Genomic DNA, 24,319 nt, shown 5'->3' with positions numbered 1-24,319 from the left:
GCTCTCCCGGTATCAGGCCTTGCGGCCAAGTTCGGCGTGACGGGCATAGTGGTGCGCGCTGCCGCCGAACAGCGTGTCGAAGGCGACGAGGCGCTTGAAATAGGCGCCGACCTCGAGCTCCTCGGTGACGCCCATGCCGCCGTGGAGCTGGATCGACTGCTCGCCGACGAAGCGCGCGCATTTGCCGATCTTGGCTTTGGCGCCGGACGCGGCCCGTGCCCGCTCGACTGGCGCGGCATCTGCCTTGAGCGCAGCGCGCAGTGCCATCGAGCGCGCCTCGTCGACCTGCATCGCCATGTCGGCGAGGCGATGGCGGATCACCTGGTTGGCCGACAGCGGCCGTCCGAACTGCTTTCGGATCTTGGTGTATTCGAGCGTGGTGTCCAGCAGCGTCTGCATGATGCCGACGGCTTCTGCGCCGAGCGCGGCCATGGCGCGATCGACCGCCCATTCGATCGCCGGCAGTGCGTCGCTGCCGTCGCCGAGCAGGGCGTCCTCGGGCAGATGCACGTCGCATAGCTCGAGGTTGCAGGCGCGCCCGCCGCCGAGGCGCGGAAAGTCGCTGACGACGAGGCCAGGCGTCGTCGCGGGGACGAGGAACAGGCCGGTCCGTCCCGAAGGCCTCTGATGATCATGAATGTGCGCGGAGACGATGATCTCATCGGCGGCATGGCCGTCGAGCACGGCGATCTTGCTGCCGGCAAGGCGCCAGCCCTGTGCGGTCCGGTCGGCGGCGGTTGCGACCTTGGCGAGATCGAACCTCGCCGTGCGCTCGGAATGCGCAAACGCAAGCTTCAAGGATCCATCCGCGATCTTCGGCAGGCTCTCCTGCTTCTGCTCATTGGTGCCGCATCTGGCGATCAGTGCGGCTCCCAGCACCACGGTCGCGACATAGGGCTCCGATACCAGCCCACGGCCGAACGCCTCCATCAGGATGCCGATCTCGACCGCGCCGCCGCCGAGCCCGCCGAACTCTTCTGCGATCGGCAGAGCCAGCCAGCCGAGCTCGGCGAACTGCTTCCACACCGCCGGGCTAAAGCCGAGCGGATCGTTCGCCATCTTGCGGCGGTGATCGGCATCGTAGCTTCCGGCCACGAAGCGCTCCGCGCTCTCGCGCAGCAGCCTTTGTTCGTCGCTGAGATTGAGATCCATCGCAATTACTCCGCGGCCGCCGGCGGCTTGCGCACGGAGGGATGCAGGCCCGAGGGATCGACGATCATGCCGAACTCCTGAAGGTTGTGGGCATGGCAGAGCTGATGCAGCGCAAAAGCCTGGTCGATTGCGGCAGGCTGGCCCATCACGTCGACCGAGCGGTTCACCGCTTCCTTGGTCATCTTCAGCGCGAAGGCCGGCTTTGCCGCAATCCTGCGCGCCAGCTCCAGCGTGCGCGCAGAAAGCTCCGCGCGCGGCACCACTTGGTTGACCATGCCGAGCTGATGCGCCACTTCGGCGCTCCAATTGTCGGCAGTGAACAGGAACTCCTTGGCCTTGCGCGCGCCGAGCTCCCAGGGATGCACGAACCATTCGACGCCGCAGACGCCCATGGTCACCACGGGATCGCAGAACTGCGCATCGTCGCTGGCGACGATGAGGTCGCAGGCCCAGGCCAGCATCAGCCCGCCGGCGATACACTTGCCGTGCACCTCGGCAATGGTCGGTTTTGCGAGATTGCGCCAGCGCCGGGTGATCTGGAGATAGATTTCCTGCTCGCGCGCGAAGCGGCCATGGGCATTCGGCTCGGCAAAGCCGCCCCAATTTCCGATCGGTGGAAAATCGACGCCGGCGGCATTCTTGCCGCCGGGACGCAGGTCATGGCCGGAGGAGAAGTGCGGACCGTTGCCGGCGAGGATGATCACCTTGACCGAATCGTCCTGCACCGCCGCGTCGAAGGCGGCATTGAGGTCGTAGGTCATTTGCAGGTTCTGCGCGTTGCGCGCCTCGGGCCGGTTCATCACGATCCGGGTGATCGCCGGATCCGGCCTCTCCACGAGGATGGTCTCGAACGAGGTCATCGCGTTTCCCCCGGTGTTCTGTCTTATTGTTTCGTCGAGTTGACTATGTCGGTCAGGGATAGGCAAGAGGCTTGCGTCAGTCGGCTGAGGTGCGCTCATCCGGCGCAGTCATTCCGGGATGGTCCGAAGGACCAGACCTGGAATCTCGAGATTTTCAGGTGCGCAAGGGCGCACCATAGCTCGCTTCGCGCCCCGGAATGAACCCGAAAAGCTGGTACCGCGTTATCGCTATCTGATATTGAGTTACAGGATTCCACCGGGAGAAATTTAATGCGCAAGATCCTGACCGTGCTGGCGGCGCTGGCCTCGCTGAGTCTCACCAATTGCGGCTACAACGCGATCCAGAGCGAGGACGAGCAGATCAAGTCCAACTGGTCCGAGGTCGTGAACCAGTATCAGCGCCGCGCCGATCTCGTGCCCAATCTCGTCAACTCGGTGAAGGGCTTCGCCCAGCAGGAGAAGGATGTGCTGCTGGGCGTCACCAATGCGCGCGCCAAGGTCGGCAGCATCCAGGCGACGCCCGAGGTGCTGAACGATCCAGCCGCCTTCCAGAAGTTCCAGGCCGCGCAGGGCGAGCTCTCCAGCGCGCTGTCGCGGCTGCTGGTCGTCACCGAGAACTACCCGCAGCTCAAGTCGGACGCACTGTTCAAGGATTTGATGTCGCAGCTCGAGGGCACCGAGAACCGCATCACCGTGGCGCGCAACCGCTACATCAAGGCGGTGCAGGATTATAACGTTACCATCCGCTCGTTCCCGAGCAACCTCACCGCGATGATGTTCGGCTACAAGGAGAAGCCGAACTTCTCGGTCGCAAACGAGAAGGAAATCTCGACCGCGCCGAAGGTGGACTTCAACCCGGCGCCGGCACCGTCGAAGTAAGCGCGCGCGATTCTGCGAATGGTCTTCACTCCACCCACCACTGTCATTCCCCGCGAAAGCGGGGAATCCAGTACGCCGCGGCCTCTCCGTAGGCCTCTGGCGTCTCTGGAATACTGGATCGCCCGGTCCCGGCTACGCCAAGGGCTTCGCCGGGCACAGCGGTATTGGGCCGGCGAAGCGTCAGCGAAGACGGCAAGCCGGGCGATGACACTGAGGGTGTGGCGCGCGGCTTTCGTTGCGGCGCTCGTCCTCGCCTTCGCGCTCCCCGCCTCAGCCGACGTCGCCATCCCCGAGCTCACCGGCCGCGTGGTCGACCAGACCGGGACGCTGTCCAGCAGCAACGTCGCCGCGTTGTCGCAAAGGTTGCGCGACTTCGAGACGCGCAAGGGCAGCCAGATCGCCGTCCTGATCGTGCCGACCACGCAGCCGGAGACGATCGAGCAATTCTCGATCCGCGTTGCGGAGGCCTGGAAGATCGGTCGCAAGAAGGTCGACGACGGCGCGATCCTCGTCGTCGCCAAGAATGACCGGCATTTGCGCATCGAGGTCGGCTATGGCCTCGAAGGCGCGCTCACCGACGTCACCTCGCGGCGGATCATCGATGAGATCATTACACCGAAATTCCGGGCAGGCGATTTCGGCGGCGGCATCTCGGATGGCGTCGATCGCATGATCCGGGTCATCGACGGCGAGCCGCTGCCGGTTCCGTCACCCACGGTGAGCTTCGGTCATCTGGACGACCTCGCGCCGGTATTCATCGTGACGCTGTTCGCCTCGATCGGGGTGGGCGGGTTCTTCCGGGCCATGCTGGGGCGGCTGCTCGGATCCCTGGTGACCGGCGGCATCATCGCAGGGCTGACCTGGCTCATTCTCGGCTCCTTCGCGCTCGCCATCGCTGTCGGAGTCCTCGGCTTCATCATCGGGTTCGTGGCCGATCTGTTTTCGGCGATCATGCCGGCCACTGGCCGTTCTCGCGGCGGCTCGTGGTCGAGCGGCTCTTCGTCGGGTGGCTGGAGCAGCGGGTCGTCTTCCAGTGACAGCGGCAGCTTCAGCGGCGGTGGCGGCAGTTTCGGCGGCGGCGGCGCCTCGGGGAGCTGGTAGCGGTCATGAGCATCAAGCGCATTGCCAGACATCTCGTGCAGCATCATTGGCACGCAAAGCAGATCTTTCCGCCGGCCGTGCTCGCCCGCATCGAGCAGGCGATCAAGCAGGGCGAGACCACCCATTCCGGTCAGGTCCGCTTCGTGGTCGAAGGCGCACTCGACGGCGCGCCGCTGTTCCGCAACCAGCCGGCCCGCGAGCGCGCGCTCGACGTGTTCGCGCATCAGCGCATCTGGGACACCGCGCATAACAACGGTGTCCTGATCTATCTCCTGCTCGCCGACCGTGACGTCGAGATCGTGGCCGACCGCGGCATCCACGCGAAGGTTGGTGCCGAAGGATGGGAAAGCATCTGCCGCGCGATGGAGGCCGAGTTCGGCTCCGGCCAGTTCGAGCGCGGCGTCATCGCCGGCATCACGGCGGTGTCGCGCGAACTGGCGCGGCATTTTCCGCCCGGCGCATCGCATGCGAACGAGCTGCCGGATGCGCCGGTCGTGATGTGACGAGGAGCTAAGTCAACTCTCGCACCGTCACCCTGAGGTGCTCGCCTCTTCGGCGAGCCTCGAAGGGCGACGGCCCGGCTGCTGCAGCTCGGCCGTTCATCCTTCGAGGCTCCACTTGCGATGCATCGCATCGCAAGCCTCGCACCTCAGGATGACGGTAGCGACAGAGGCGCTCATTCCGCAGCCGTTCATCTTCACCCGATTACGAATTGTTTGACGCCCGCCACACCGGTTCCACTTTCCCGGCCAAATTCGGCCCCGGATAACTTCCTAAAATTTCGGTAAGCGGGTCCGCAGGTAAGGATTTCGCAAGCAATGAAAGTTACCAAAAGGTCAACCCAGACTGGAGTATTTGAGCCGTGAGCGAACCAATGCCCGAGCAGGCTGCCCAGGACACCGGCGTCGTCGAGGCTGCTGCGACCGCGCCGCAGGCCGTCGAGGCCGCTGGGATCGAGGCTCCCTCGATTGCCCCGGACCATGAGGCGCCGCCCAAACCTGATCCGGTCAAGCCCGATCCGATCAAGGTCGAGCCGCCAAAGATCGAGGCATCCCGGATCGAGGTGCCGAAGCTCGAAGCCAAAGCCGAAGCCAAGCCTGAGCCGAAGCCCGGCAAGCTCATCGTCATGGCGCCGTCGGAACGCTCCTGGGACCGTGAGGATTTTGCCCCGCATGTGAAGGCGGAAGAGCCGCGTGAGACCGGCAGCAAGCGCCGCCTGTCGGCGATGGCCGCGGTGGTGGCGATCGCGGCGAGCGTCGGCGCCATCAGCGGCGCGCTCGCGACCGCGGGCATGATGCATTTCGCCGCCCCGGCCCAGGCGCCGGTGCAGGTCGCCGACACCAGCGCGCTCGATGCGTCGGTCGCCCGGATCGATGCCGACCTCGTCGCGCTCAAGGCCAATGTCGAGCACAGCTCGAAAACCGGTGTCACCCAGTTCAACCGCGCCAACGACCGCCTCGACAAGCTCGAGAAGGCGCAGGCCGAGCCGATGGCCAAAATCGCAAAGCTGTCCGAGACCGTCGACAAGCTCCGCGCCGCGCCGCCCGCCGCCCCTGCGCAGGCCGCAGCAGCGGTGCCGAAGGAGACCACCGGCTCGATCGCGCCGACCCAGGTTGCGACCGCCGCCGCCGCACCGGCCCCAGTGGCTGCCGCGCCCAAGACCGAGGTCGGCCGCCTGCCGACGGTCGAAGGCTGGCGGCTGCGCAACGCCGCCAATGGCGGTGCGCTGATCGAGGGCCGCGACGGGCTTTACGAGGTCTATCCCGGCGATCCCATTCCCGGCCTCGGCCGCGTCGATGCGATCCGCCGCCAGGACGGCCGCTGGGTGGTCGTCACCAGCAAGGGCCTGATCGTCGCGCGCTGAGCGGCCCAGATACGACTTTCGAAAGGCGCTTCACCACCATGTGAAGCGCCTTTTTGCTTGAATAGGCGGACCGCCGCGGTGTTACCTCAGGCATGAGCCGCGCGTTGCGAATTCTCCTTGCTGCCGCCGTCTTGTTTGGCGGTACCGCCGCGCTATCGGCCGCGGAGACCGCGCCGCTGACGCGCGGCACCGCCATCACCGATCCCGATCTCCTGCGCAGGCTCGATGAGGGTGACGCTCTCACGCTCCAGCGCCTGTTGGCGCCGGAGCGCAAGGCGGATGCGCCGCTGACGACCGACCGGCTGTTTTCAGAGCTGTCCCAGCTCAAGGACATTCCGTCGGCGATCGATGCGGAGGTCGACCGCTACGTCAAAGGGCAAAAGGCGGCCTATCCGAGCGAGACCATCGGCGTCGGCGAGGGCTTTGACGTGCAGCTGTTCGATCGGGCCGTGCTGAATTCTCGCGACACGCGCTTCGTGCTGGCCGGCATCGTCAACCGCATGGACCGCGCCTACGCCTCGGAGGAGTCCTGCGGCGAGATCCGGCTGCTCTATCGGCTGGCGCGTTTCGACGGCACTACCGCGACGCGGCTGCCGATGACGCTCAATCTGGTGATGAAGGCACGGGATGCGCGCCAGACGGACGCGAACGGCAAGCCGATCAGCTGCGCTGAACTCGCGCGGCGCTGGCTCGACAACGGCAATTGGCAGGAGCTGATCGGCAGCCGGGACGACGCCATGCTCGATCGCATCGAGACCAACATCCAGCTCTCGGTCGCGGCGAAGTCGGCGCTGCATGATTTCCGCTCCGACTATCTGCTCAAGGTGTTCAAGTACAATTCCGCCACGAAGGCCTTCGAGGAATCGACGCTGGAGAACCAGATCGACCGCGACCGGATCATGGCGGACGACGCGCTTCGGCGCGACTTCAAGGATTGGCTGCTCGCACCCGAGCATCTTCGCGAGTTCGATCGCGGCACCGTGCTGATCCCCGAGAAATTCCTGGCCAGGAGTGCGGTGGTGCCGACGCCGGCCGGCCTCGATGCATCAGTGCTGCAGCCGGAGTTCGGCATGATGCAGGCTGAAGGGGAGGGCAAAGCGGTCTTCACCGACAACGACGTGGTCGGTGCGCTGAAGCAGGCGGCCGCGCGCGGCGACCTGCAGAACATCCGCTCGGTCGCGGGCTTCCAGCGCCGTCTCAACGACGTCACCTGCTCGGGCTGCCACCAGACCCGCGGCATCGGCGGCTTTCACTTTCCGGGCGTCGATTGGCTGGCGGACAAGCCGTCGAATTCCGCCATCGTGCCGGCCTCGCCACACTTTCTCGGTGACCAGCCTCGCCGCCGCGACATCCTGACCGTATTCGCCGCGGGCAAACGCCCTGATTTCTCACGCGGATTTGCCAGCCGGCCGCAGACCCGCGGCAGCCGGGAGCTCGCCGGGAGCGAGTATCAGGACGGCTGGGGCGCGCATTGTTCCCTGCAGGAGGCGGGATCGGGAACGCGGGATGAGAGTTTTACGTCATGGAGCTGTGCTAACGGTCTCACCTGTCAGGCTGCCGCGGCCTCGCGCCGCATCGGCATGTGCTTCATCAAGACGCGTTAGCGCATGATCCGGAAAAGTGTGTAGCGGTTTTCCGACAAGATCATGCGCAAAACGACAAAGCGATTTGGATGATTCATGACGAATACTGGCGACGCCAACAAGGAGCGCAATCGCGAGATTGCGCGCAATGAGGAAGTCAAGCAGGTCACCGGCAGCGCCCGCGTCAGCATCTGGGCGATCGCGATGGCCGTGATCGTCGGCGGCATCCTGTTCACGCTCGGCTGGCTGTCGTTGAGGTAGTTTCCCTTCGCCTCTCCCCGCGTGCGGGGAGAGGGGAAAGAAGGAGTCTTCACTTCGCGTAATTCGTCATCCGCTTGCCCGGCAGCAGCTCATACGCCGGCTTCCAGCCAGGTAGCGCGGCCATGCGGCCGAGCCAGGCGTGGATGGCCGGATGGCTCGCCGCGAAATCGAAGCCGTGCTCGTCGCTCGGATAATGCAGATAGGCCATCATCGAGATATCAGCGACCGTCGGCTTTGCGCCGATCGCGAATTCGTTGTGCTGGAGATGTCCGTCGAGGATGCCAAGGAAGTCCTCGAGCCGGCGGCGAAAGTGCTTCAGCACCTGCGGATCGTTCTTCTCGGTGAAGGCGCGCATGAAGCGATAGGTCGCCATGTAGCCGGTGAGCTTGTGGTTGTCCCAGAACAGCCAGCGCAGCAGCTCGAACTTCTCGTCCTCCGTGTCGGCACCGAAACGCCCATATTGCTCGCCGAGCTTCAAGAGCAGCGGCGCGGTCTGCGTCATCTTCACGCCGTCGACTTCGAGCACCGGAATCTCGCCCATCTCGTTGACGGCCTTGCGCCATTCCGCCGTGCGCGTGACGCCGCCGCCGAAATCGGTCCAGACCGGCTCGAACCTCTCGCCGCAAAGCGTCAGCATCAGCGCAAGCTTGTAGCTGTTGCCGGATTCGGGGAAGTAGTGCAGGCGGTAGCTGGGCATGGGACCTCGCGGCGTTGTTTTGCCGGTAGCTTATAGCGAGATCGCCCGGCATCGCCATTGCGAGCGTAGCGAAGCAATCCAGCAATGCATCTTGCTCAGTGTCGTCCCGGGTTCGCGCTATGCGCGCCCCAGGACGACAGCGGAGTATGTAGCGCCAGCGCGCTCCTATCCCACCGCCCCCGATCCGCGCAGCTGCTTGATCGCCGCTTCGTCGTATCCCGCCTCGCGCAAAATCTCGTCACTGTGCTCGCCGACGGCGGGCGGCTTGCGCGGCTGGACCTTCTTGGTGCCGTCGATCCAGATCGGGCTGGAGATGGTGAGCATGGTGTCGTTCTCGAACGGCACCAGCACCTCGTTGTCGAGCATCTGCTTGTCGTTGGGGATGTCATCAAGAATGGCGACGACGCCGAACACGAGGCCATTGCCGTCGAGAATCTTGCGCCATTCGGCAAGATCCCTGGTCGCGAAGGTCTCGTCGAGGATCTTGATCAGCTCCACCGAGCGGGCGTGACGGTCGGGTTTGGTGGCGAAGCGCGGATCGGTGATGAGGTCCTCGCGTCCCAGGCACTTCGCCAGTGTCGGAAACTGCTTCTCCTCGCTCAGCAGCGACAGGATCAGCCAGCGGCCGTCCCTGCATTGATAGTGGTTGGCGACCGCGTTCAGCGCGCGCTCACGCGGACGCCGCTCGCCGAACTTGGCGCCGCAGAGTTTTGCCTGCGCCAGCACGCTCGCGGCCCACACGCCGTTCGCCATCAGATTGGAGGCGACGTGCGAGCCCTTGCCGGTCTTCTCGCGCTGATAGAGCGCAGTGACGATGGCGCCGTAGAACGCCATGGCGCAGGGGTGGTCGCCCATGCCGGCGACCGAGCGGGCCGGCGTGGTGTCGGTGTCGGCACGAACCAGGTCCATCAGGCCGGAGCGCGCCCAATAGGCGTTGCTGTCGAAGCCGGGCTTGTTGGCCTCCTCGCCCTTCTCGCCATAGCCGGTGAAGGAGGCGTAGATCAGCCGGTCGTTGAGATGGGCCAGGTGATCGTGGGTGATGCCGAGCTTGGCGCGCACCGGCGGCGGCATGTTGGTGATGAAGACGTCGGCCTCTGCGACCAGCTTGTAGAGCACGGCCTGCGCTTCCGGCTTGGCGAGGTCGAGTGCGATGCTCTTCTTGTTGCGGGCCTCCAGCAGCCAGGCGAAATTGTGCTCGCCGGTGGGATAGCCAGGCAGGTTCGGCAGATTGCGGTAGGGATCGCCGGCGCCGGGCGGCTCGATCTTGATGACATCGGCGCCGAAATCCGACAGCACGGTCGCGGCCGCGGGCGCTGCGATAAAGCTCGCGCAGTCCAAAACCTTCAGGCCCGCAAAAATGCCTTTTTCCATCGCGGCGTTGCTCCCTCGCTCTTGTCGTTTCCCGCGCGCTGGAATTGGCGCGGGCAGGTGATGGAGCAATTAGACTGATGTTTTGCCGGGATGCAACGGCGCCCGGCGCAGGGCCCATTGCGGCGGTCGGCGTGCGTCCGGTGGGCGCTAATTCCATCCCCGTCACCCTGAGGTGGCCGCTTCTTCAGCGGCCCTCGAAGGGCGACGGCCCGGCTGTATCGGGGCCGTTCATCCTTCGAGGCTCCCGGCGCGATGCCTGGCATCGCGCCACTTGCGCTTCAGGATGACGGAACTGCTATTGCGATACTGTGAGATCCGAATCCGGACTTGCCGCTCACTCCTCCCCCGCAAGCAACGCCGCGTTGCCGCCCGCCGCGGCCGTGTTGATCGTCACGGTCTGCTCGGTCGCGAAGCGGGCGAGGTAGTGCGGGCCGCCGGCCTTGGGGCCGGTTCCGGACAGGCCGTTGCCGCCGAACGGCTGCACTCCGACGACGGCGCCGATCATGTTGCGGTTGACGTAGATGTTGCCGACCTGCACGCGGTCGATGATGGCTTCGATGGTGTCGTCGATGCGGGAATGGACGCCGAGGGTGAGCCCGTAACCGGAGCGCTCGATCGCGTGCAGCACGCGTTCGAGGTTTTCGGCGCGGTACCGCACGACGTGGAGGATCGGGCCGAACACCTCCTCGGTGAGCTGGCCGGCGTCCCTGAGCTCGAAGATGTGCGGTGCCACGAAGCAGCCTCGCGGCGCCATGCCTGCAAAATGCAGCTTCGCCTCACTCTTCATCCGCGCGATATGCGCGTCCAGCCGCTGCTTGGCCTCCGCGTCGATCACCGGACCGACATGGGTCGCGGCGTCACGGGGATCGCCGATTTTCAACTCGCGCGCGGCGCCCGCGATCATCTCGATCATGCGGCCGGCGACGTCCTCCTGCACGAACAAGAGCCGCAGCGCCGAGCAACGCTGGCCGGCGGAGCGGAACGCCGAGGTGACGACGTCGTCGGCGACCTGCTCGGGCAGCGCGGTTGCATCCGCGATCATGGCATTGATGCCGCCGGTCTCCGCGATCAGCGGCACGATCGGCCCATCCTTGGCGGCGAGCGTCCGGTTGATGCTGCGGGCGACCTCGGTCGAGCCGGTGAAGACGACACCGGCAATATCAACGTGCGCGGTCAAGGCTGCACCGATCTTGCCGTCGCCGACAACGAGATGCAGCGCATCTTTCGGGATGCCAGCTTCGTGCAGCAGGGCGACAGCTTCGCGCGCGATGCGCGGGGTCTGCTCGGCGGGCTTTGCCACCACGCTGTTGCCGGCCATCAGCGCCGCCGTGACCTGGCCGAGGAAGATCGCCAGCGGAAAATTCCACGGCGAGATCGCGACGAAGACGCCGCGGCCGCGCATCGCGAGCGCGTTGCTCTCACCGGTCGGGCCCGGCATCGCGGCATCACCGCCAAACAGCTTGCGGCCTTGCGCAGCGTAATAGCGGCAGAAATCGGCGGCCTCGCGCAGCTCCGACAGCGAATCGTCGAGCGTCTTGCCGCCCTCGCTTTGCAGCAGCGCGATGAAGCGGGCGCTGCGGCTCTCCAGGAGATGCGCGGCTTGCTCCAGCGCCGCCGCGCGCGTGGCCGCCGGCGTCCGGCTCCAGGCGGCGAAGCCAGCGCGTACCGCGGCCACCGCCGCATTCGCCTGATCCGGAGTGGCGTCCGCAATCGGCTCGAGATCGGTCGCCTCGGCTTTGACGTCAGCGAGCAAATGATCGAGCGCGACGCGCGCACCGAATTCGACGCCGCGCGAATTGCGCCGCTCCGGCGCGAAAAGATCGGCCGGCAACGGGATTTTCGGATGCGCTGCCGCTTGCGGTCGGACGATGGCATCGGCCGGACGCTGCAATAGCGCCGTAACAGGCACGCGATAATCCGCGGCCTGCGCCACGAACGACGAGTTGGCGCCGTTCTCCAGCAGACGCCGCACCAGATAGGCGAGCAGGTCGCGATGGCTGCCGACCGGCGCGTAGGTGCGGTAAGCGATTTCGGGGTGATCCTTGGCAAGCTGCTCGTACAGCGCTTCGCCCATGCCGTGCAGGCGCTGGAATTCGAACCCGCCGCTCTTTCCGGCGAGTTCCAGCACGGTCGCGACTGTCAGCGCATTGTGGGTAGCGAATTGCGGGAAGATGCGCGGCCGCAAGCTCAAAAGCTTCGTCGCGCAGGCGACGTAGTTCAGATCCGTCATCGCCTTGCGCGTGAACACGGGATACCCGTCGAGCCCGCGTTCCTGCGCGCGCTTGATCTCGGTGTCCCAATAGGCGCCCTTGACCAGCCGCACCATCAGCCTGCGGTCATGCGCGCGGGCGAGCGCGTCGACATAGTCGATCACCGCGCTGGCGCGCTTCTGATAGGCTTGGATTGCGAGGCCAAATCCGTCCCAGCCGGCCAGCGAGGGATCGGCGAGCGTTGCCGCGATCACGTCGAGCGACAGCTCCAGCCGGTCGGCCTCCTCGGCATCGACGGTGAAGTTGAGGTCATGTGCCTTGGCGCGCTGCGCGAGATCGAGCAGCAGCGGCACCAGTTCGGCCATCACGCGCTCGTGGCTGATCGCCTCGAAGCGCGGATGCAGTGCCGAGAGCTTGACCGAGATGCCGGGCCTGTCGGGCAGGGGATGGGGACCCGCAGCCTTGCCGATCGTCTCGATCGCACTCGCATAGGCATCGAAGTAACGCTTGGCATCCGCCGCCGTGCGCGCGCCTTCGCCGAGCATGTCGAAGGAATAGCGCGGCTTCTGGCCGGAGCGCGGCTTGCCCCGCTCCAGCGCCTGCTCGATGGTCTCGCCCAGCACGAAATGATTGCCCATCAGCCGCATCGCCTGGCGCGTGGCGGTGCGCACCGCAGGCGCCCCCAGCCGCTTGACGAGGCGGCCGATGGTGCCGTCGGGCGTCTCGCCGGGCTGGATCACCCGCGCCGACAGGCCGAGCGCCCAGGCCGAGGCGTTGACCAGGAACGCGGTGGACTTGGTCTCGTGGTGGATGAAGTCGCCCTCGCCGAGCTTGTCCTCGATGAACTGGTCGGCAGTGCGCGCATCCGGCACGCGCAGCAGTGCCTCCGCCAGCACCATCAGCGCGAGCCCTTCCTTGGTCGAGAGCGCAAACTCCCGCAGCATGTCCTCGACCCCACCGAGCCGGTCGTCGCGCTTGCGGATCGCCTCGATCAGCCGCGTCGCAGTGCGGTCGATCCGGGCTTCCTGTGGCGGGGACAGATGCGACGCCGGCAACAGCCGCGCGGCGATCTCGGCATCATCGGGCGCGTAGGCGGCGGTGAAGGGCGGTGGGATGTTCGGCATGGCGTGTCCTGTGGCTCAATCCAGGATAAGGCTCGCATGACCGTAGTTCGATAGACAATCTAGCCGATTTGCCTTAGAAAATGAAGAGTAGAAGCGATCTGACCTGATAAACTATGGAACTCGATCGAATCGACCGGAAGATCCTCTCGATTTTGCAGGAGGATGGGCGCATCGCCAATGTCGAGCTTGCCGAGCGCATCGGGCTGTCGCCGACCTCGATCGGCGAGCGGCTGAAGCGCTTGCAGCGCGAGGGCTTTGTCGAAGGCTATGGCGCGCGGCTCAACCCGCACCGGCTCGGCCTCGGTTTGTTGGTGTTCGTCGAGGTGCTGCTCGACAAGACCACGCCGGACAATTTCGAACGTTTTGCGCGCGCGGTGAAACTCGCGCCCGAGGTGCTGGAGTGTCACATGGTTGCCGGGGGCTTCGACTATCTTGTGAAGGCGCGGCTGGCCGACATGGCGGCGTATCGACGCTTCCTCGGCGAGACCCTGCTGTCGATGCCGGGCGTGCGCGAGACGCGGACCTATGCGGTGATGGAGGAGATCAAGCGCGACGCACCGTTACCGGTGGGCTGACGAAGTGCCGTCGCGATTGTCATTGCTGAGGCGTTGAACGAGGATCCTCGCGGGAAATAGCTCTCCGTGTGCAGTCGCAACGCCTGTCGTCGAATGCACTGGCCGTCTTCTAAAATTTTCTTGGCCCGGCTCCCGGAAGGGTCCGGGAGGCAGCAAAAGCTGGCGGGCTTATACTTTGAGGTTCTCTGCGGAGGTCTTGCCCCGGTTTGCGATCTCTTCGTATTCCACCGTCTGTCCTTCGTTCAGGGACGACAGACCGGCTTTCTGCACTGCCGAGATATGCACGAACACATCCTTGCCGCCCGACGCAGGCTGGATAAATCCATAACCCTTCGTCGGGTTGAACCACTTGACCGTACCTTTAGCCATCACGACTTCTCCGCGGGTCTTCCTCCGAGATCTCGAACCGCCAGTCCCCGCCAACCGGCCGGTTCGGTCCTAACAGGATACGCGGAATGTGGCCGGCTTGGTAGCTCAAACCACATCGGCCTTTTGCCGAATTCCGCTCAACTTCGCGGCGTTTTTGCCGGTTTTGCCCGTTTCGCGGTCAAATGGCCGGAGCGCGGCGGATGTACTGTAGACAGAAGGAGCGAGCAGCCACTCTTCCTTACCCTCCCCCTCCAGGGGAGGGTAAAGAGAAAGCGCTCCGGTCCTTCAATACGTCGCGGCCAGGTAATCGACGATCTTGCCGACATCGGCATCGTCGATCGGCGCGCCATAGACCTTGATCATCTTGGTCACCTCGGCCTGCCAGAAGCCTTTCTTGTCCTTCATCGGCGGCTGCGTCTTGATGTAGTCGGCCGAGTGGCAGGCGCTGCAATTGCCCTGGACCACTTCGAGATTGGGCCCGGGCTTGAATGCGGCGACCTCGTCCGGAAGCTGGTAGTTGACGGGGGCCGCGGTCACGGCGCCGAGACCGGTGGCGAGGGCGAGCGTGATGGCGAGGAGAACGGTACGCTGCATGGTCATTCTCCCTCAGGCCACGGTGACGCGGACGGTTTCGACGACGTTGCGTAGATAACCCGCCGGGTTCCAGCGCGGCGTATCCGGCTGCGTCTCGCCGCCATTGCCGGTGGCACGCACCGTGAGCTCAACGCTGCCTGCTGCGAGCTTCACCGGCAGCTTCCATTCACGGAACGAATATTTGCCGAGATCCTTGCCGAGCTTGGCGCTCGTCCAGGTCTTGCCGCCGTCGATGGAGACCTGGACCTCCTTGATGCCCTTGCCGCCGTCGAAGGCGATGCCGCGCAGGGTCGTAGCTCCGGCCTTCAACCTGGCGCCATCAGGCACGCTGGTGATGAATGAGCGGATGGTGAAGCGGTTGATCGGGATCGTCGCCTTCGGCGTAGTGCCGGGCTCGATCGCGTTATCAGGCGTATCAGGAATGCGATAGGCCGACTTCATCCAGAAGCCGTCATAGACGTTGTCGATGACGGTGATCTCGTTGAGGTGCTTGACCCAATAGGTGCCGTAATAGCCGGGCACGATCAGGCGCAGCGGGAAGCCGTTGAGGAACGGCAAATCTTCGCCGTTCATGCCATAGGCCAGCATCACCTCGCCGTCTCTGGCGTGATCGATGTCGAGTGCCTTGACGAAGTCAGGCGTCTTGTCGCTGACCGGCCCGTCCATGCCGTTGAAGGTGACCTGCTTGGCGCCGCTCTGCACACCGGCCATCTCCAGCACCGCTTTCAGCGGCACGCCGCGCCAGCGCGCATTGCCCATCGCTCCGTTGGCGAGCTGGCCGCCGGCAACGCGCGGCTCGAAGAAGCCGCGGCTATTGCCGGAGCACTGGTTGACGGCGACGATCTCGGTCGCCTTCATCTTCCTGATGTCTTTCAGCGAAAGTTTCAGCGGCTTGTCGACCTTGCCCTTGACCTCGAGCGTGAACTTGTCGGGGTCGAGATTGTAGGGCAGGTCCGAGAGGTGATAGCGCACGAAGAACGCATTGTTTGGCGTGATCGGGCCGTCGTTGAAGATCGCGAACGGCGTCTCGAGCTGCGGCGGCCGGCTGGTGAGCCCAATCATCGCTCGCTTCTGCGGATATTTCACCAGCGGCCGTTCGCCATTGGCGAAGGGCAGGGTCACGGTATCGAGTGCCAGTGCCCTGGTGGAATTCAGTGTGGCGGCGAGTGTGGCAAGCCCCGCTCCTTTGAGCAGGTCGCGTCGATCGAACATCTGGTCCCCTCCCGGAGCTTTTCGTTGGCTTGTGGTCATCACCGCGAGCCGCGCTCATCTGTCGCAACGATTTGAACGAAGTCAATTCGTGCTTTCGCAGCAGGCCCATGCCGCTGCGTTGCAGCACGCCGGTGTTACGTGGACGATTTTGGTTGTCTCAATGTCGCCGCGCGCTCGCTGCACCTCTCCCGCTTGCGGGAGAGGTCGCGACCCGGGCGATGCGAAGCATCGTCGCGCGCGCGGGTGAGGGCTTTCTCCTGTAGGGGAGTGTCCCATTGCGGAGACACCCTCTCCCCAACCCTCCCTCGCAAGCGGGGGAGGGAGCTCACCGCCTGCGTCGCTCACAAATCACGCTGCGACGCGCTCGCTGCGATCGACCAGCGCCGCCAGCTCCCGCGCATCCGCGACGACCCGCACCGCCATCGGCTCGTCGCGGCCGCGGATCGCGACCTCCTGTTGCGGCAGCGTATCGTCGGTGAGGCCCGCCGTGCTGCGGATTTCGTCCGAGACGATCGCCTCGCAGGCCAGCGTCTTGGTCATGTCCTGCAGGCGGGCGGCGACGTTGACGGCATCGCCCAGCGCCGTGAAGACGATGTGATCGCGATAGCCGATGTCGCCGATGATGACCTCGCCGCCGTGAATGCCGATGCCGAAGCGGATCGGCTGGCGCAGATCATGGCTCAACAGCTGGTTCAGTTCGTCGATATGCGTGGCGATGCCGCTGGCAGCCTTCAGCGCCTGCCGGCAGGCGGTTTGCGGATCGGCCGTGAGCCCGAACAGCGCCAGCATGCCGTCGCCGACGAACTGGTTCGGCTGGCCGCCATTCTCGATCACGGCCTGCGACACCGCGCCGAGGAAGCGGTTGACGATGAAGACGGTGTCGAACGGCAGCCGCTTCTCGGCGAGCTGGGTCGAGCCGCGCATGTCCACGAACAGGCTGACGAGATAGCGCTCCTGGCCGACCCTCGCCGGCGCCGAGGCCTGCGCGTTGGCCGACGACGTTTGCGGGGTGAACAGCTGGAAGAAGGAGAGATCCGACGTCGGCCGCAGCTGGCAGGCCAGCCTGATCGAGGGGTCGTTGGTGCCGACGCGGGTCAGCACGAAGGCCTCGCGCTGCGACGGCTCGGGCAGGACGCCATGATCGCCGATGACACGGATGCGGCAGGTCGAGCAGCGGGCGCGGCCGCCGCAGACGCTGGCATGCGGCAGATTATGGCGCAGGCTCGCTTCCAGCACGGAGAGGCCCTTGGGAACCCGCACCGTCCTGCCGTTGCCGTAGGACAGCGCGATCATGCCGCCGCGCCGCTCGCGCCAGGCCCGCACGCCGCGTGCCGCCAGCGCCAGGCCAAGCAGCCCAAAATAGGTGATGGTGAAGGCGCCGGTGATGCGATCGAGCGTGTTGCCTTCCGCGACCGTGCCGACCTGGCGTCGGGTGAGATTATGCGTGCGCCATTCCCCGTCATCGGCCTCGATCGCGACGCTGCGGCCGCCCTGGTAGATGCCGAGGAGCGACAGCGTCGGGACCAGCACCGCGGCGGCAAGCAGATAGGGCGCGGCGCGCGTGAAGAACGGCTTGAGGCGGAGCCAGAAATAAATTCCGATGCAGCCGTGCACCCAGGCAATGAGCAGCAGGATCGTCATCTGCCAGAGCCGGCCGGGCGCTGCGACGAAGAACAGATAGAGCTCCTGCGGATAGAGCTTCTGGTGATCGTACAGCGTATAGCCGAGCCGCACCCCGACCACGTGCGCCATGACCAGTGCGGGGATGCTGAGGCCCAGCACGAGCTGCAGCGGCTCGACCGTCCGCCAGCGGAACTGCCGGCGCTGGTACAGCGCATAGATGCCGAGCCCCATATGCGTGAGCGCGGCGCCGTAGAACACGATCGAGACGGGGAGAAACTGCCAGAAGGCGGTGTGGTAGTAGACCCCAGCCTCCATGGCCTCGACCGAGATATTGCCGAGCGCGTGGTTGAGGAAATGGCTGATCACATAACAGAACAGGATCACGCCGCAGACGAGCCGCACCTGCCGCACGCTGGTCCCGCGGACGAGTTCGGAGATGGATGCAGCAGCGGTGGCCATGATTCGGTTGTATCAGTTCACCAAGGAGAACAGCCAGCGTAGCGTTTAATTCCCGATGTGGACAGGTTGCGGGATCACATGCGCGGTAAGGTTACGAAATCGTAGGGTGGGCAAAGGCGCGCCCTTGCGCGCCGTGCCCACCGTTTTTCTATCATATCCTGATGGTGGGCACGCTTCGCTTTGCGCACCCTAAGGCGTCCGCGTTGAGGCTGGATCGCCGCTTGCCCATCCCCCCCGCATTGACTCCCCCTCCCAGGTTGGCGAAAAGCGCGGCCGTGACGACAGCCCCTGACATCACCATGCCCTCCGGCGGCGCCTCGCGTCGTACCCTCGTCATGGCCGTAGCAATCATCGCCGCGATGACGCTGCTGCGCATCGTCTACGCCTCCGCGATCGAGCTGCGCACCGACGAGGCCTATTACTGGACCTGGTCGAAGGAGGGGGCGCTGAGCTTCCTCGATCACCCCCCGGGCATCGCCTGGCTGATCCGTTTCGGAACCACGATCTTCGGCGACACCGCGCTCGGCGTCCGCTTCGGCGGCATCGTCGCGATGCTCGTCACGCAGCTCCTGCTCGCCGACATTGTCCGCCGCCTCACCCATGATGTGCGCGCCGTATTGTTCGCGGTGCTGATGCCGGAAGCCGCGCTCTATTACGGCCTGCTGATGGCCAAGGTCGCGCCCGATGTCGCCATGATCCCGTTCGCGGTGGCGATGATGTGGTCGCTGGTGCGGCTGACGCAAAGCGGCGACGGACGCTGGTGGCTCGCGTCCGGTCTGTTCGCCGGCCTCTCGATGCTGTCGAAATTCACTGCGATCATGTTCGCTCCGGCGGTTGCCGCCTTCCTGCTGGTACCGGATTGGCGCTGGCGCTGGCTGCGCAGCCCCTATCCTTATTTCGCGGTGCTGGTCGCAATCGCCGTGTTCTCGCCGGTGCTGATCTGGAACGCGCAGCACGACTGGGCCTCGTTTCGTTTCCAGGGGGTACGCGCCACCGCCAATTACGGCATCTCGCTGCGGACCATCGGTGACTTCATCGGCCTGCAGTTCGGCCTGGTCGGCTTCGTCATGCTGCCGGTGGTGCTGACCGGCCTGGTGCTGACGGCATGGCGCGGCTATCGCACGCGCGAGCCCGTTGGAATTCTCTTGTCGACGGCGGTGCTGGTGCCGTTCGCCTATTTCCTCTTTAAGTCGACCACGCTTCGGGTCGGCGACACCTGGCCGATGTTCATGTGGCCGGTCGGTTTCGCGGCTGCGGCCGTGAACCTCACGGCGATGATGAAGGAGGATTGGTCGCCACGCATGCTGAGGTCGTCGCTGTTCTGGGCCAAGACCGCTGTCGTCTCCGGCATCGCCTTCGTCGTGATCGTGTTCCTCTATTACGTCGCCGCGCCCTGGAATCTGCTCGGCAAGATCGACCCGATCGGCGCGGAAGCCGGCTACGAGCAGGTCGCCGCGCGCGCGCAGGCCGCGCTCGACGAAACCGGCGCGACCTGGATCGCGACGACGGACTACCGCACCTACGCCATGATGCGCTGGCTGTTCCGGGGCCGCGTGCCCGTCATCGAGATCAACGAACGCGGCCGCTTCCAGGATTTCCGCGATCCCGGCATGGACCGGATCAAGGGCCATGCCGGCATCTATGTCGGGCGCGAGCCGGACAATCGGTCTTCGCTGTGGGAGAACATCCCGGCCAAGCGCGAGCATCTCGGCGAAGTCGAGCGCCGCTGGCGCGGTGTTCTCGCGGATACCTATGTGATCGAAAAGCTCACCGATTGGACGCCGGAGTTGTCACCGCCGAAGGATTCGCCGCTGTTTTGGTGGAAGGTGCTGGCGGGGGAGTTTGAAAAGCGAGTGCGCGCAGCGCGAGCGGTGTGGGGTGATTTCTCCACACGGGCAGTATCGTAGGGTGGGCAAAGCGAAGCGTGCCCACGCATCTTTGCGATCGAGAGAGATGGTGGGCACGGCGCAAGCGCGCCTTTGCCCACCCTACGATTCCGGTCTTGCGGAGAGAGCCCTCACCCGTCTTGCCGCTACTCTTCCTCGTCCTTCTTCCGCAGCAGATCCGTCGCGAGGTCCGACAGCTTCGGCGGCGGCAATGCCGCAAACGGCAGCGGCCTTGTGACGGCGATTGCCGCCAGTCCCAGCCGTGCCGTCAGCAATCCGTTCAGCACGCCTTCGCCCAAGCGCTGCGACAGCTTTGCCGCGATACCGTGGCCGAGCATCTGCTGCACCAGACTGTCGCTCGCGGCCATGCCGCCGGTGATGGCGAGATGGGCGATGACGTGGCGGAGCAGGCGGATCATGCCGAGCGCGCCGGGGCGGCCGCCGTAGAGATAAGCGAGCTGGCGGATCAGGCGCAGTGCGGCGACGAACACGAACAGCACGTCGATCGCGGCACGGGGCGAGACCGCAGTCACGATCGAAACCTTTTGCGCCGCCGATGATACCAGCCGCCGTGCCTCCGCATCCAGCGGCGACATCAGCTCGCGCTCGGCGAGGCGGATCATGTCGGCGCCGTCGATGATCTCGCCGGTGTGACTCTCCAGCGTCGCGCGGGCGCGTGCGAGCTGCGGATTCTGGTGCGCGAGCTTGAGCAGATCCTGGACGATGACGCGGCTTTCCTTGCGGTCGTCGCTGGCGAGCACCGCGGCGGCGCGCGCATGCAACTGCTCGATCGTCGCCAGCCGCGCCAGGCCGAGTGCCTCGCGGCCGATCACCACCGCAAGCGCCAGCGCGGTGACGAGCGCAAAGGCGAGACCGAAGTAGCCGAGCGTTTCGCTGCGCGCGAACAGGTCCTCGATCAGATGCACCACGCCGAGCCCGGTGCCGAGCAGCGTCAGCCCGGCGAGGCCTGACCAGAACAGCGTACCCCAGGGAAATCCGCGCCGCGTCGGCCGCGCGGCCTCGATCGGCACCGGCAGCGCCTGCGGATCGTGCTCCGGCGTGATCTGGATCGTGGCGCGGCCAAGCCGTGCCGTCTCGTCGGCTTCGGTGACGACGACGCCGGGATCGTCGAGCCGGAACGTCGCCGGCCGCCGTGGCTTCGATCGGTCGTTCATGCGAGCTTGTCTCCGATCAGGAACTGCAAGGTACGGTCGAGGCGAATGTGAGGCAGCGTCGGCGGCTCGGTGCCCTCGCGGTCGAGTGTGGGCGGACGGAAGCGCAGGAAGCGGAAATCGCTTGTCCCGGCGGTCTCGGTTGCGAGGCCGCGGAACGCGGCATTGCCGTTGAACAGCGGCTCGGGATCCAGCGGCAAATCGCCCGGAAAGGTCGCTACTTCCGTGTTGCCGTCGAAGAATTCACCGCCGGCGCTTTCGCCCGCGGCCGGTGTTCCCAGGATCGACGGCAATTTGTCGCGGCCGCGCGCGACTTGGGCTTCTCGTGTGGCACGCACCGCGGCGAGCGCCACCACGTCGATCGCCGCGCCGGTATTTTCCGCGCGCGCAACGGCGCCCGAGACGGCGCGGCGCAGCACGGCCTCGAGCCGGTCGTGGCTGGAATGGTGCAGATGGTCGGCCTTGGTCGCCGCAAACAGGATGCGGTCGATGCGCGGGCGGAACAGGCTGGAGAGAAACGTGCTGCGGCCGATGTTGAAGCAATCGAGAATGCCGGCGAGGGCGGCTTCGAGATCGTGCAGCGCCTCGGGTCCGGAGTTGAACGCGGACAGTGCGTCGGCCAGCACGATCTGGCGATCGAGCCGGGCAAAATGATCCCTAAAGAACGGCCGCACCACGACGTCCTTGTAGGCCTCGAAGCGGCGCACCATCATCGCCCACAGCGATCCCTCCGGCGCCTGCCCGCCGATCGGCACGTCGAGCGGCGCGAAGGTCAGTGCCGGGGAGCCTGCGAGATTGCCGGGCATCAGGAAGCGGCCGGGCGGCAACAGGCTCATCGCAAAGCGCTCGTCGCGGCAGGCGCGCAAATAGTCGGTGAAGAGACTTGCGGCCGTCAGCGTCGCCTGCTCGTCCTCGCGCGCGTCGGGCTTGAGCGTTGCCAGATGCGCGTGCCATTCGCTGGCGAGATGCGCGCGCGGCGCCTCGCGCGACAGCGCAAGGCTCTCCGCCGACCATTGCTCAAAGCTCTTCTGCAGCAGCGGCAGGTCGAGCAACCACTCGCCGGGATAGTCGACGATGTCGAGGGTCAGCGTGCGATCGGCGCCGTTCGGGCGCTGATAGTCGATGACGAGCCTGAGCTCGCTGATGTCGACGGTCGAGTTCGGCCAGCGTCGCTCCTCTACCAGCGCGCGCAGATGGCTCTCATATGCAAAACGCGGCACGGCGTCGTCGGGCTGCGGCGCCAGATGCGCGCGCGCGATCCGGCCCGAGGCGTAAGCGTCGAACACCGGAAACCGGCCGCCGCGGGTGAGGCCGTGGATCAGCGCGGTGATGAACACGGTCTTGCCGGCCCGCGACAGGCCGGTAACGCCTAACCGCACCGTCGGGTTGAAGAAGTGCTCGCCGTAGTCGATCAGCGCCTGCGCGGACAAGCGCGCTTCTTCGACCATATCCTGGAAACTGAATGCCATATGAACGTTAATGGATCGGGGGCGGCGGGACTGTGTGACCGATCACAAAAGTGGCAATTGCGTGAAGAAAATCAAGCTCCATACTTCCACCGTCTTTGTCGGAAAATCAGCCGTTTGAACGACGCGCCGATCCCGAAAGACCCATACAAGAGGACATTGCCTCATCTTGCGGATTGCCATGACCGTCTTCCAACTGAAAGAGTTCGCATCCACCTCCGTCCACGCCGCAGCGGACGTGATCGGCTGGAATTACGACCGCGCCGAGCTGATCGCCGACGGCGTCATCCACGCGATCGGCGTCCTCTTCGGCATCATCGCCGCGACCGTGCTGGTGGTGCTGACGGTGGTCTATGCCAATACGATCGACATCGTCGGCGTCTCGATCTATGTCGCCGGCCTGCTCTCGATGCTGGTGCTGTCGGCAACTTATAATCTCTGGCCGGTGTCGCCGGCCAAATGGCTGCTGCGGCGGTTCGACCACTCCGCGATCTATCTGCTGATCGCGGCGACCTATACGCCGTTCATCCTCGAGGTGAAGGACAGCGGATTCGCGCTGGTGCTGCTCGCCGGCGTCTGGTGCGTCGCCATCCTCGGCATCGTGCTGAAGCTCTTTTATCCCGGCCGGTTCGACCGCGTCTCGGTCGGCATCTATCTCGCGATGGGCTGGAGCGGCGTGATGCTCTACGACGCCGTGGTCCGGGCGCTGCCCGCGCTGGTGCTGGGCTTCATCCTTGCAGGCGGACTGCTCTACAGCTTTGGCGTGATCTTCCATGCCTGGCGGCGGCTGCGCTTTCAGAATGCGATCTGGCACGGCTTTGTGTTGGCCGGCGCGGCGTGCCATTATACTGCGGTGCTCGACCTCATGTTGAGCTGAGCAAGACCCAAAGGGGTCTTCCAGGAAGCGGTATAAGACAAGAGGAGACGTCGCATGCAGGTGACCGGCAAGGTCGTGGTCGTCACGGGCGGCGCAAACGGCATCGGCAAGGCGCTGTGCGAGGCGTTTTACAATGCGGGCGCAGCCAAGGTCGTCGTCGCGGATATGGACGCCGCCAATGCGAGGGCGGTCGCGGCCATGGTGGATGGCGCGGCCTTCAAATGCGATGTCGCGCAGGAGAAAGACATCTCGCACGTCATCGAGGAGACCGAGCGGCAGTTCGGCCCCATCGCCCTGTTCTGCTCCAACGCCGGCATCGGCGGCGGCTTCGATCCGATGTCGGTCAATGCCGGCGGCGCCTCGGATGAACCGTGGCAGCGCAGCTGGGCGATCCACGTCATGGCCCATGTCTATGCGGCGCGGCATCTGATCCCGCGCATGAAGGCGCGCGGTGGCGGCTATTTCCTCAACACCATCTCGGCCGCGGGCCTGCTGTCGCAGGTCGGCAGCCCCGCTTATTCCACCACCAAGCACGCCGCGGTCGGCTTTGCCGAGAATCTCGCGATCTCGCACAAGGCTGACAACATCAAGGTCTCGATCCTCTGCCCGCAGGGCGTCGACACCAACATGCTGCGCTCGATCCCGAAGGGCCCGCAATCCGGCGACGGCGATCTCACGCCGGAGCAGGTGGCGAAAGACGTGCTCGCCGGCCTCGAGCAGGAGACGTTCCTGATCCTGCCGCATCCGCAAGTGCTCGGCTATATGCGCAAGAAGACCGAGAATTACGATCGCTGGATCGGCGGCATGGCCAAGATCCAGGCGAAGATGCGGGAGGAGTTCGGGAAGTAGCCGTGATGTCGGTGCGATTGAGGCACACACGCGCCAAACACTCGCGGTCGTCCCTGCGAAAGCAGGGACCCATAACCACAGGGAGAAGTTTGGCGAAGACTGGTAGATGTTCTTGCGCGCGGTACTGACACCTGC

21 protein-coding genes are annotated in these 24,319 nt (G+C 65.3%); 10 read left to right on the top strand and 11 right to left on the bottom strand.

The window, feature by feature from the left end; genetic code table 11:
* Window positions 1-12: 12 nt before the first annotated feature.
* Window positions 13-1,152 carry an acyl-CoA dehydrogenase family protein gene (locus A3AS_RS0108900; RefSeq protein WP_018317249.1) on the bottom strand — a complete coding sequence of 380 codons (1,140 nt, stop codon included), beginning with the start codon at window positions 1,150-1,152 and terminating at the stop codon, window positions 13-15.
* Between the two features lie 5 nt (window positions 1,153-1,157).
* Window positions 1,158-2,012, bottom strand: coding sequence for an enoyl-CoA hydratase (locus tag A3AS_RS0108895; protein ID WP_018317248.1), 855 nt, complete (start codon window positions 2,010-2,012; stop codon window positions 1,158-1,160).
* Between the two features lie 270 nt (window positions 2,013-2,282).
* On the opposite strand from A3AS_RS0108895, the gene A3AS_RS0108890 reads away from it, so the two are divergent.
* The 6 genes from A3AS_RS0108890 (at window position 2,283) to A3AS_RS48205 (ending at window position 7,700) form a co-directional block, all read left to right on the top strand.
* The gene (locus A3AS_RS0108890) at window positions 2,283-2,891 is read left to right on the top strand and encodes a LemA family protein (protein WP_018317247.1); all 609 of its coding nucleotides are present in this window, start codon (window positions 2,283-2,285) and stop codon (window positions 2,889-2,891) included.
* Window positions 2,892-3,095: 204 nt separating this feature from the next.
* Entirely contained in the window at window positions 3,096-3,992 is an 897-nt protein-coding gene (locus A3AS_RS0108885) for a YgcG family protein (protein WP_026201816.1), read from the top strand.
* A gap of 5 nt (window positions 3,993-3,997) precedes the next feature.
* Complete coding sequence (locus A3AS_RS0108880) at window positions 3,998-4,495, top strand: TPM domain-containing protein (protein WP_018317245.1); 498 nt, start codon at window positions 3,998-4,000, stop codon at window positions 4,493-4,495.
* A gap of 371 nt (window positions 4,496-4,866) precedes the next feature.
* The gene (locus A3AS_RS0108875) at window positions 4,867-5,856 is read left to right on the top strand and encodes a hypothetical protein (protein WP_018317244.1); all 990 of its coding nucleotides are present in this window, start codon (window positions 4,867-4,869) and stop codon (window positions 5,854-5,856) included.
* A 92-nt stretch (window positions 5,857-5,948) separates the two neighbouring features.
* Complete coding sequence (locus A3AS_RS0108870; RefSeq protein WP_018317243.1) at window positions 5,949-7,460, top strand: hypothetical protein; 1,512 nt, start codon at window positions 5,949-5,951, stop codon at window positions 7,458-7,460.
* A gap of 75 nt (window positions 7,461-7,535) precedes the next feature.
* A complete protein-coding gene (locus A3AS_RS48205; RefSeq protein ID WP_018317242.1) occupies window positions 7,536-7,700 on the top strand; it encodes a hypothetical protein in 165 nt (54 codons plus the stop codon).
* A gap of 49 nt (window positions 7,701-7,749) precedes the next feature.
* Here the strand turns inward: A3AS_RS48205 and A3AS_RS0108855 are convergent, their stop codons facing one another.
* The 3 genes from A3AS_RS0108855 to putA form a co-directional block, all read right to left on the bottom strand.
* Window positions 7,750-8,397 (bottom strand): glutathione S-transferase family protein, encoded by a 648-nt coding sequence (locus A3AS_RS0108855; protein ID WP_018317241.1) that lies wholly within the window; start codon window positions 8,395-8,397, stop codon window positions 7,750-7,752.
* Between the two features lie 165 nt (window positions 8,398-8,562).
* Window positions 8,563-9,768, bottom strand: a complete 1,206-nt coding sequence (locus tag A3AS_RS0108850; RefSeq protein WP_018317240.1) for a CaiB/BaiF CoA-transferase family protein — start codon at window positions 9,766-9,768, stop codon at window positions 8,563-8,565.
* Window positions 9,769-10,102: 334 nt separating this feature from the next.
* Window positions 10,103-13,102, bottom strand: coding sequence for a bifunctional proline dehydrogenase/L-glutamate gamma-semialdehyde dehydrogenase PutA (gene putA, locus A3AS_RS0108845; protein WP_018317239.1), 3,000 nt, complete (start codon window positions 13,100-13,102; stop codon window positions 10,103-10,105).
* A gap of 113 nt (window positions 13,103-13,215) precedes the next feature.
* Between putA and A3AS_RS0108840 the strand changes: the two genes are divergently transcribed.
* The gene (locus A3AS_RS0108840; protein WP_018317238.1) at window positions 13,216-13,677 is read left to right on the top strand and encodes an Lrp/AsnC ligand binding domain-containing protein; all 462 of its coding nucleotides are present in this window, start codon (window positions 13,216-13,218) and stop codon (window positions 13,675-13,677) included.
* 168 nt (window positions 13,678-13,845) lie between these two features.
* Here A3AS_RS0108840 and A3AS_RS0108835 read toward each other — a convergent pair whose 3' ends face one another.
* The 4 genes from A3AS_RS0108835 to A3AS_RS0108820 form a co-directional block, all read right to left on the bottom strand.
* Window positions 13,846-14,046: a cold-shock protein gene (locus A3AS_RS0108835; protein WP_008134691.1), complete on the bottom strand. Its 201-nt coding sequence runs from the start codon at window positions 14,044-14,046 to the stop codon at window positions 13,846-13,848.
* Window positions 14,047-14,331: 285 nt separating this feature from the next.
* Complete coding sequence (locus A3AS_RS0108830) at window positions 14,332-14,640, bottom strand: sulfite:cytochrome C oxidoreductase subunit B (RefSeq protein ID WP_026201815.1); 309 nt, start codon at window positions 14,638-14,640, stop codon at window positions 14,332-14,334.
* Between the two features lie 12 nt (window positions 14,641-14,652).
* Complete coding sequence (locus A3AS_RS0108825; RefSeq protein WP_018317236.1) at window positions 14,653-15,852, bottom strand: molybdopterin-dependent oxidoreductase; 1,200 nt, start codon at window positions 15,850-15,852, stop codon at window positions 14,653-14,655.
* 348 nt (window positions 15,853-16,200) lie between these two features.
* Window positions 16,201-17,934: an adenylate/guanylate cyclase domain-containing protein gene (locus tag A3AS_RS0108820; protein ID WP_018317235.1), complete on the bottom strand. Its 1,734-nt coding sequence runs from the start codon at window positions 17,932-17,934 to the stop codon at window positions 16,201-16,203.
* Between the two features lie 299 nt (window positions 17,935-18,233).
* On the opposite strand from A3AS_RS0108820, the gene A3AS_RS0108815 reads away from it, so the two are divergent.
* The gene (locus A3AS_RS0108815; protein WP_049814831.1) at window positions 18,234-19,841 is read left to right on the top strand and encodes a glycosyltransferase family 39 protein; all 1,608 of its coding nucleotides are present in this window, start codon (window positions 18,234-18,236) and stop codon (window positions 19,839-19,841) included.
* A gap of 125 nt (window positions 19,842-19,966) precedes the next feature.
* Here the strand turns inward: A3AS_RS0108815 and A3AS_RS0108810 are convergent, their stop codons facing one another.
* Together A3AS_RS0108810 and A3AS_RS0108805 are read right to left on the bottom strand one after the other, a co-directional pair.
* The gene (locus A3AS_RS0108810) at window positions 19,967-20,995 is read right to left on the bottom strand and encodes a YcjF family protein (protein WP_018317233.1); all 1,029 of its coding nucleotides are present in this window, start codon (window positions 20,993-20,995) and stop codon (window positions 19,967-19,969) included.
* Window positions 20,992-22,461 (bottom strand): YcjX family protein, encoded by a 1,470-nt coding sequence (locus A3AS_RS0108805; RefSeq protein ID WP_018317232.1) that lies wholly within the window; start codon window positions 22,459-22,461, stop codon window positions 20,992-20,994. The genes A3AS_RS0108810 and A3AS_RS0108805 overlap by 4 nt, the downstream gene beginning before the upstream one ends.
* Window positions 22,462-22,639: 178 nt before the next feature.
* Between A3AS_RS0108805 and A3AS_RS0108800 the strand changes: the two genes are divergently transcribed.
* Both A3AS_RS0108800 and A3AS_RS0108795 read left to right on the top strand, forming a co-directional pair.
* Window positions 22,640-23,335, top strand: a complete 696-nt coding sequence (locus tag A3AS_RS0108800) for a hemolysin III family protein (protein ID WP_018317231.1) — start codon at window positions 22,640-22,642, stop codon at window positions 23,333-23,335.
* Window positions 23,336-23,389: 54 nt separating this feature from the next.
* Window positions 23,390-24,184 carry an SDR family oxidoreductase gene (locus A3AS_RS0108795; RefSeq protein ID WP_018317230.1) on the top strand — a complete coding sequence of 265 codons (795 nt, stop codon included), beginning with the start codon at window positions 23,390-23,392 and terminating at the stop codon, window positions 24,182-24,184.
* The last annotated feature ends 135 nt before the right edge of the window (window positions 24,185-24,319 follow it).

The organism is Bradyrhizobium sp. WSM2793, assembly GCF_000379585.1.
In the GTDB taxonomy this organism is placed as follows: domain Bacteria; phylum Pseudomonadota; class Alphaproteobacteria; order Rhizobiales; family Xanthobacteraceae; genus Bradyrhizobium.
Note: the sequence above shows the minus strand (reverse complement) of the source record. Positions and strands in the feature narration are given on the sequence as shown.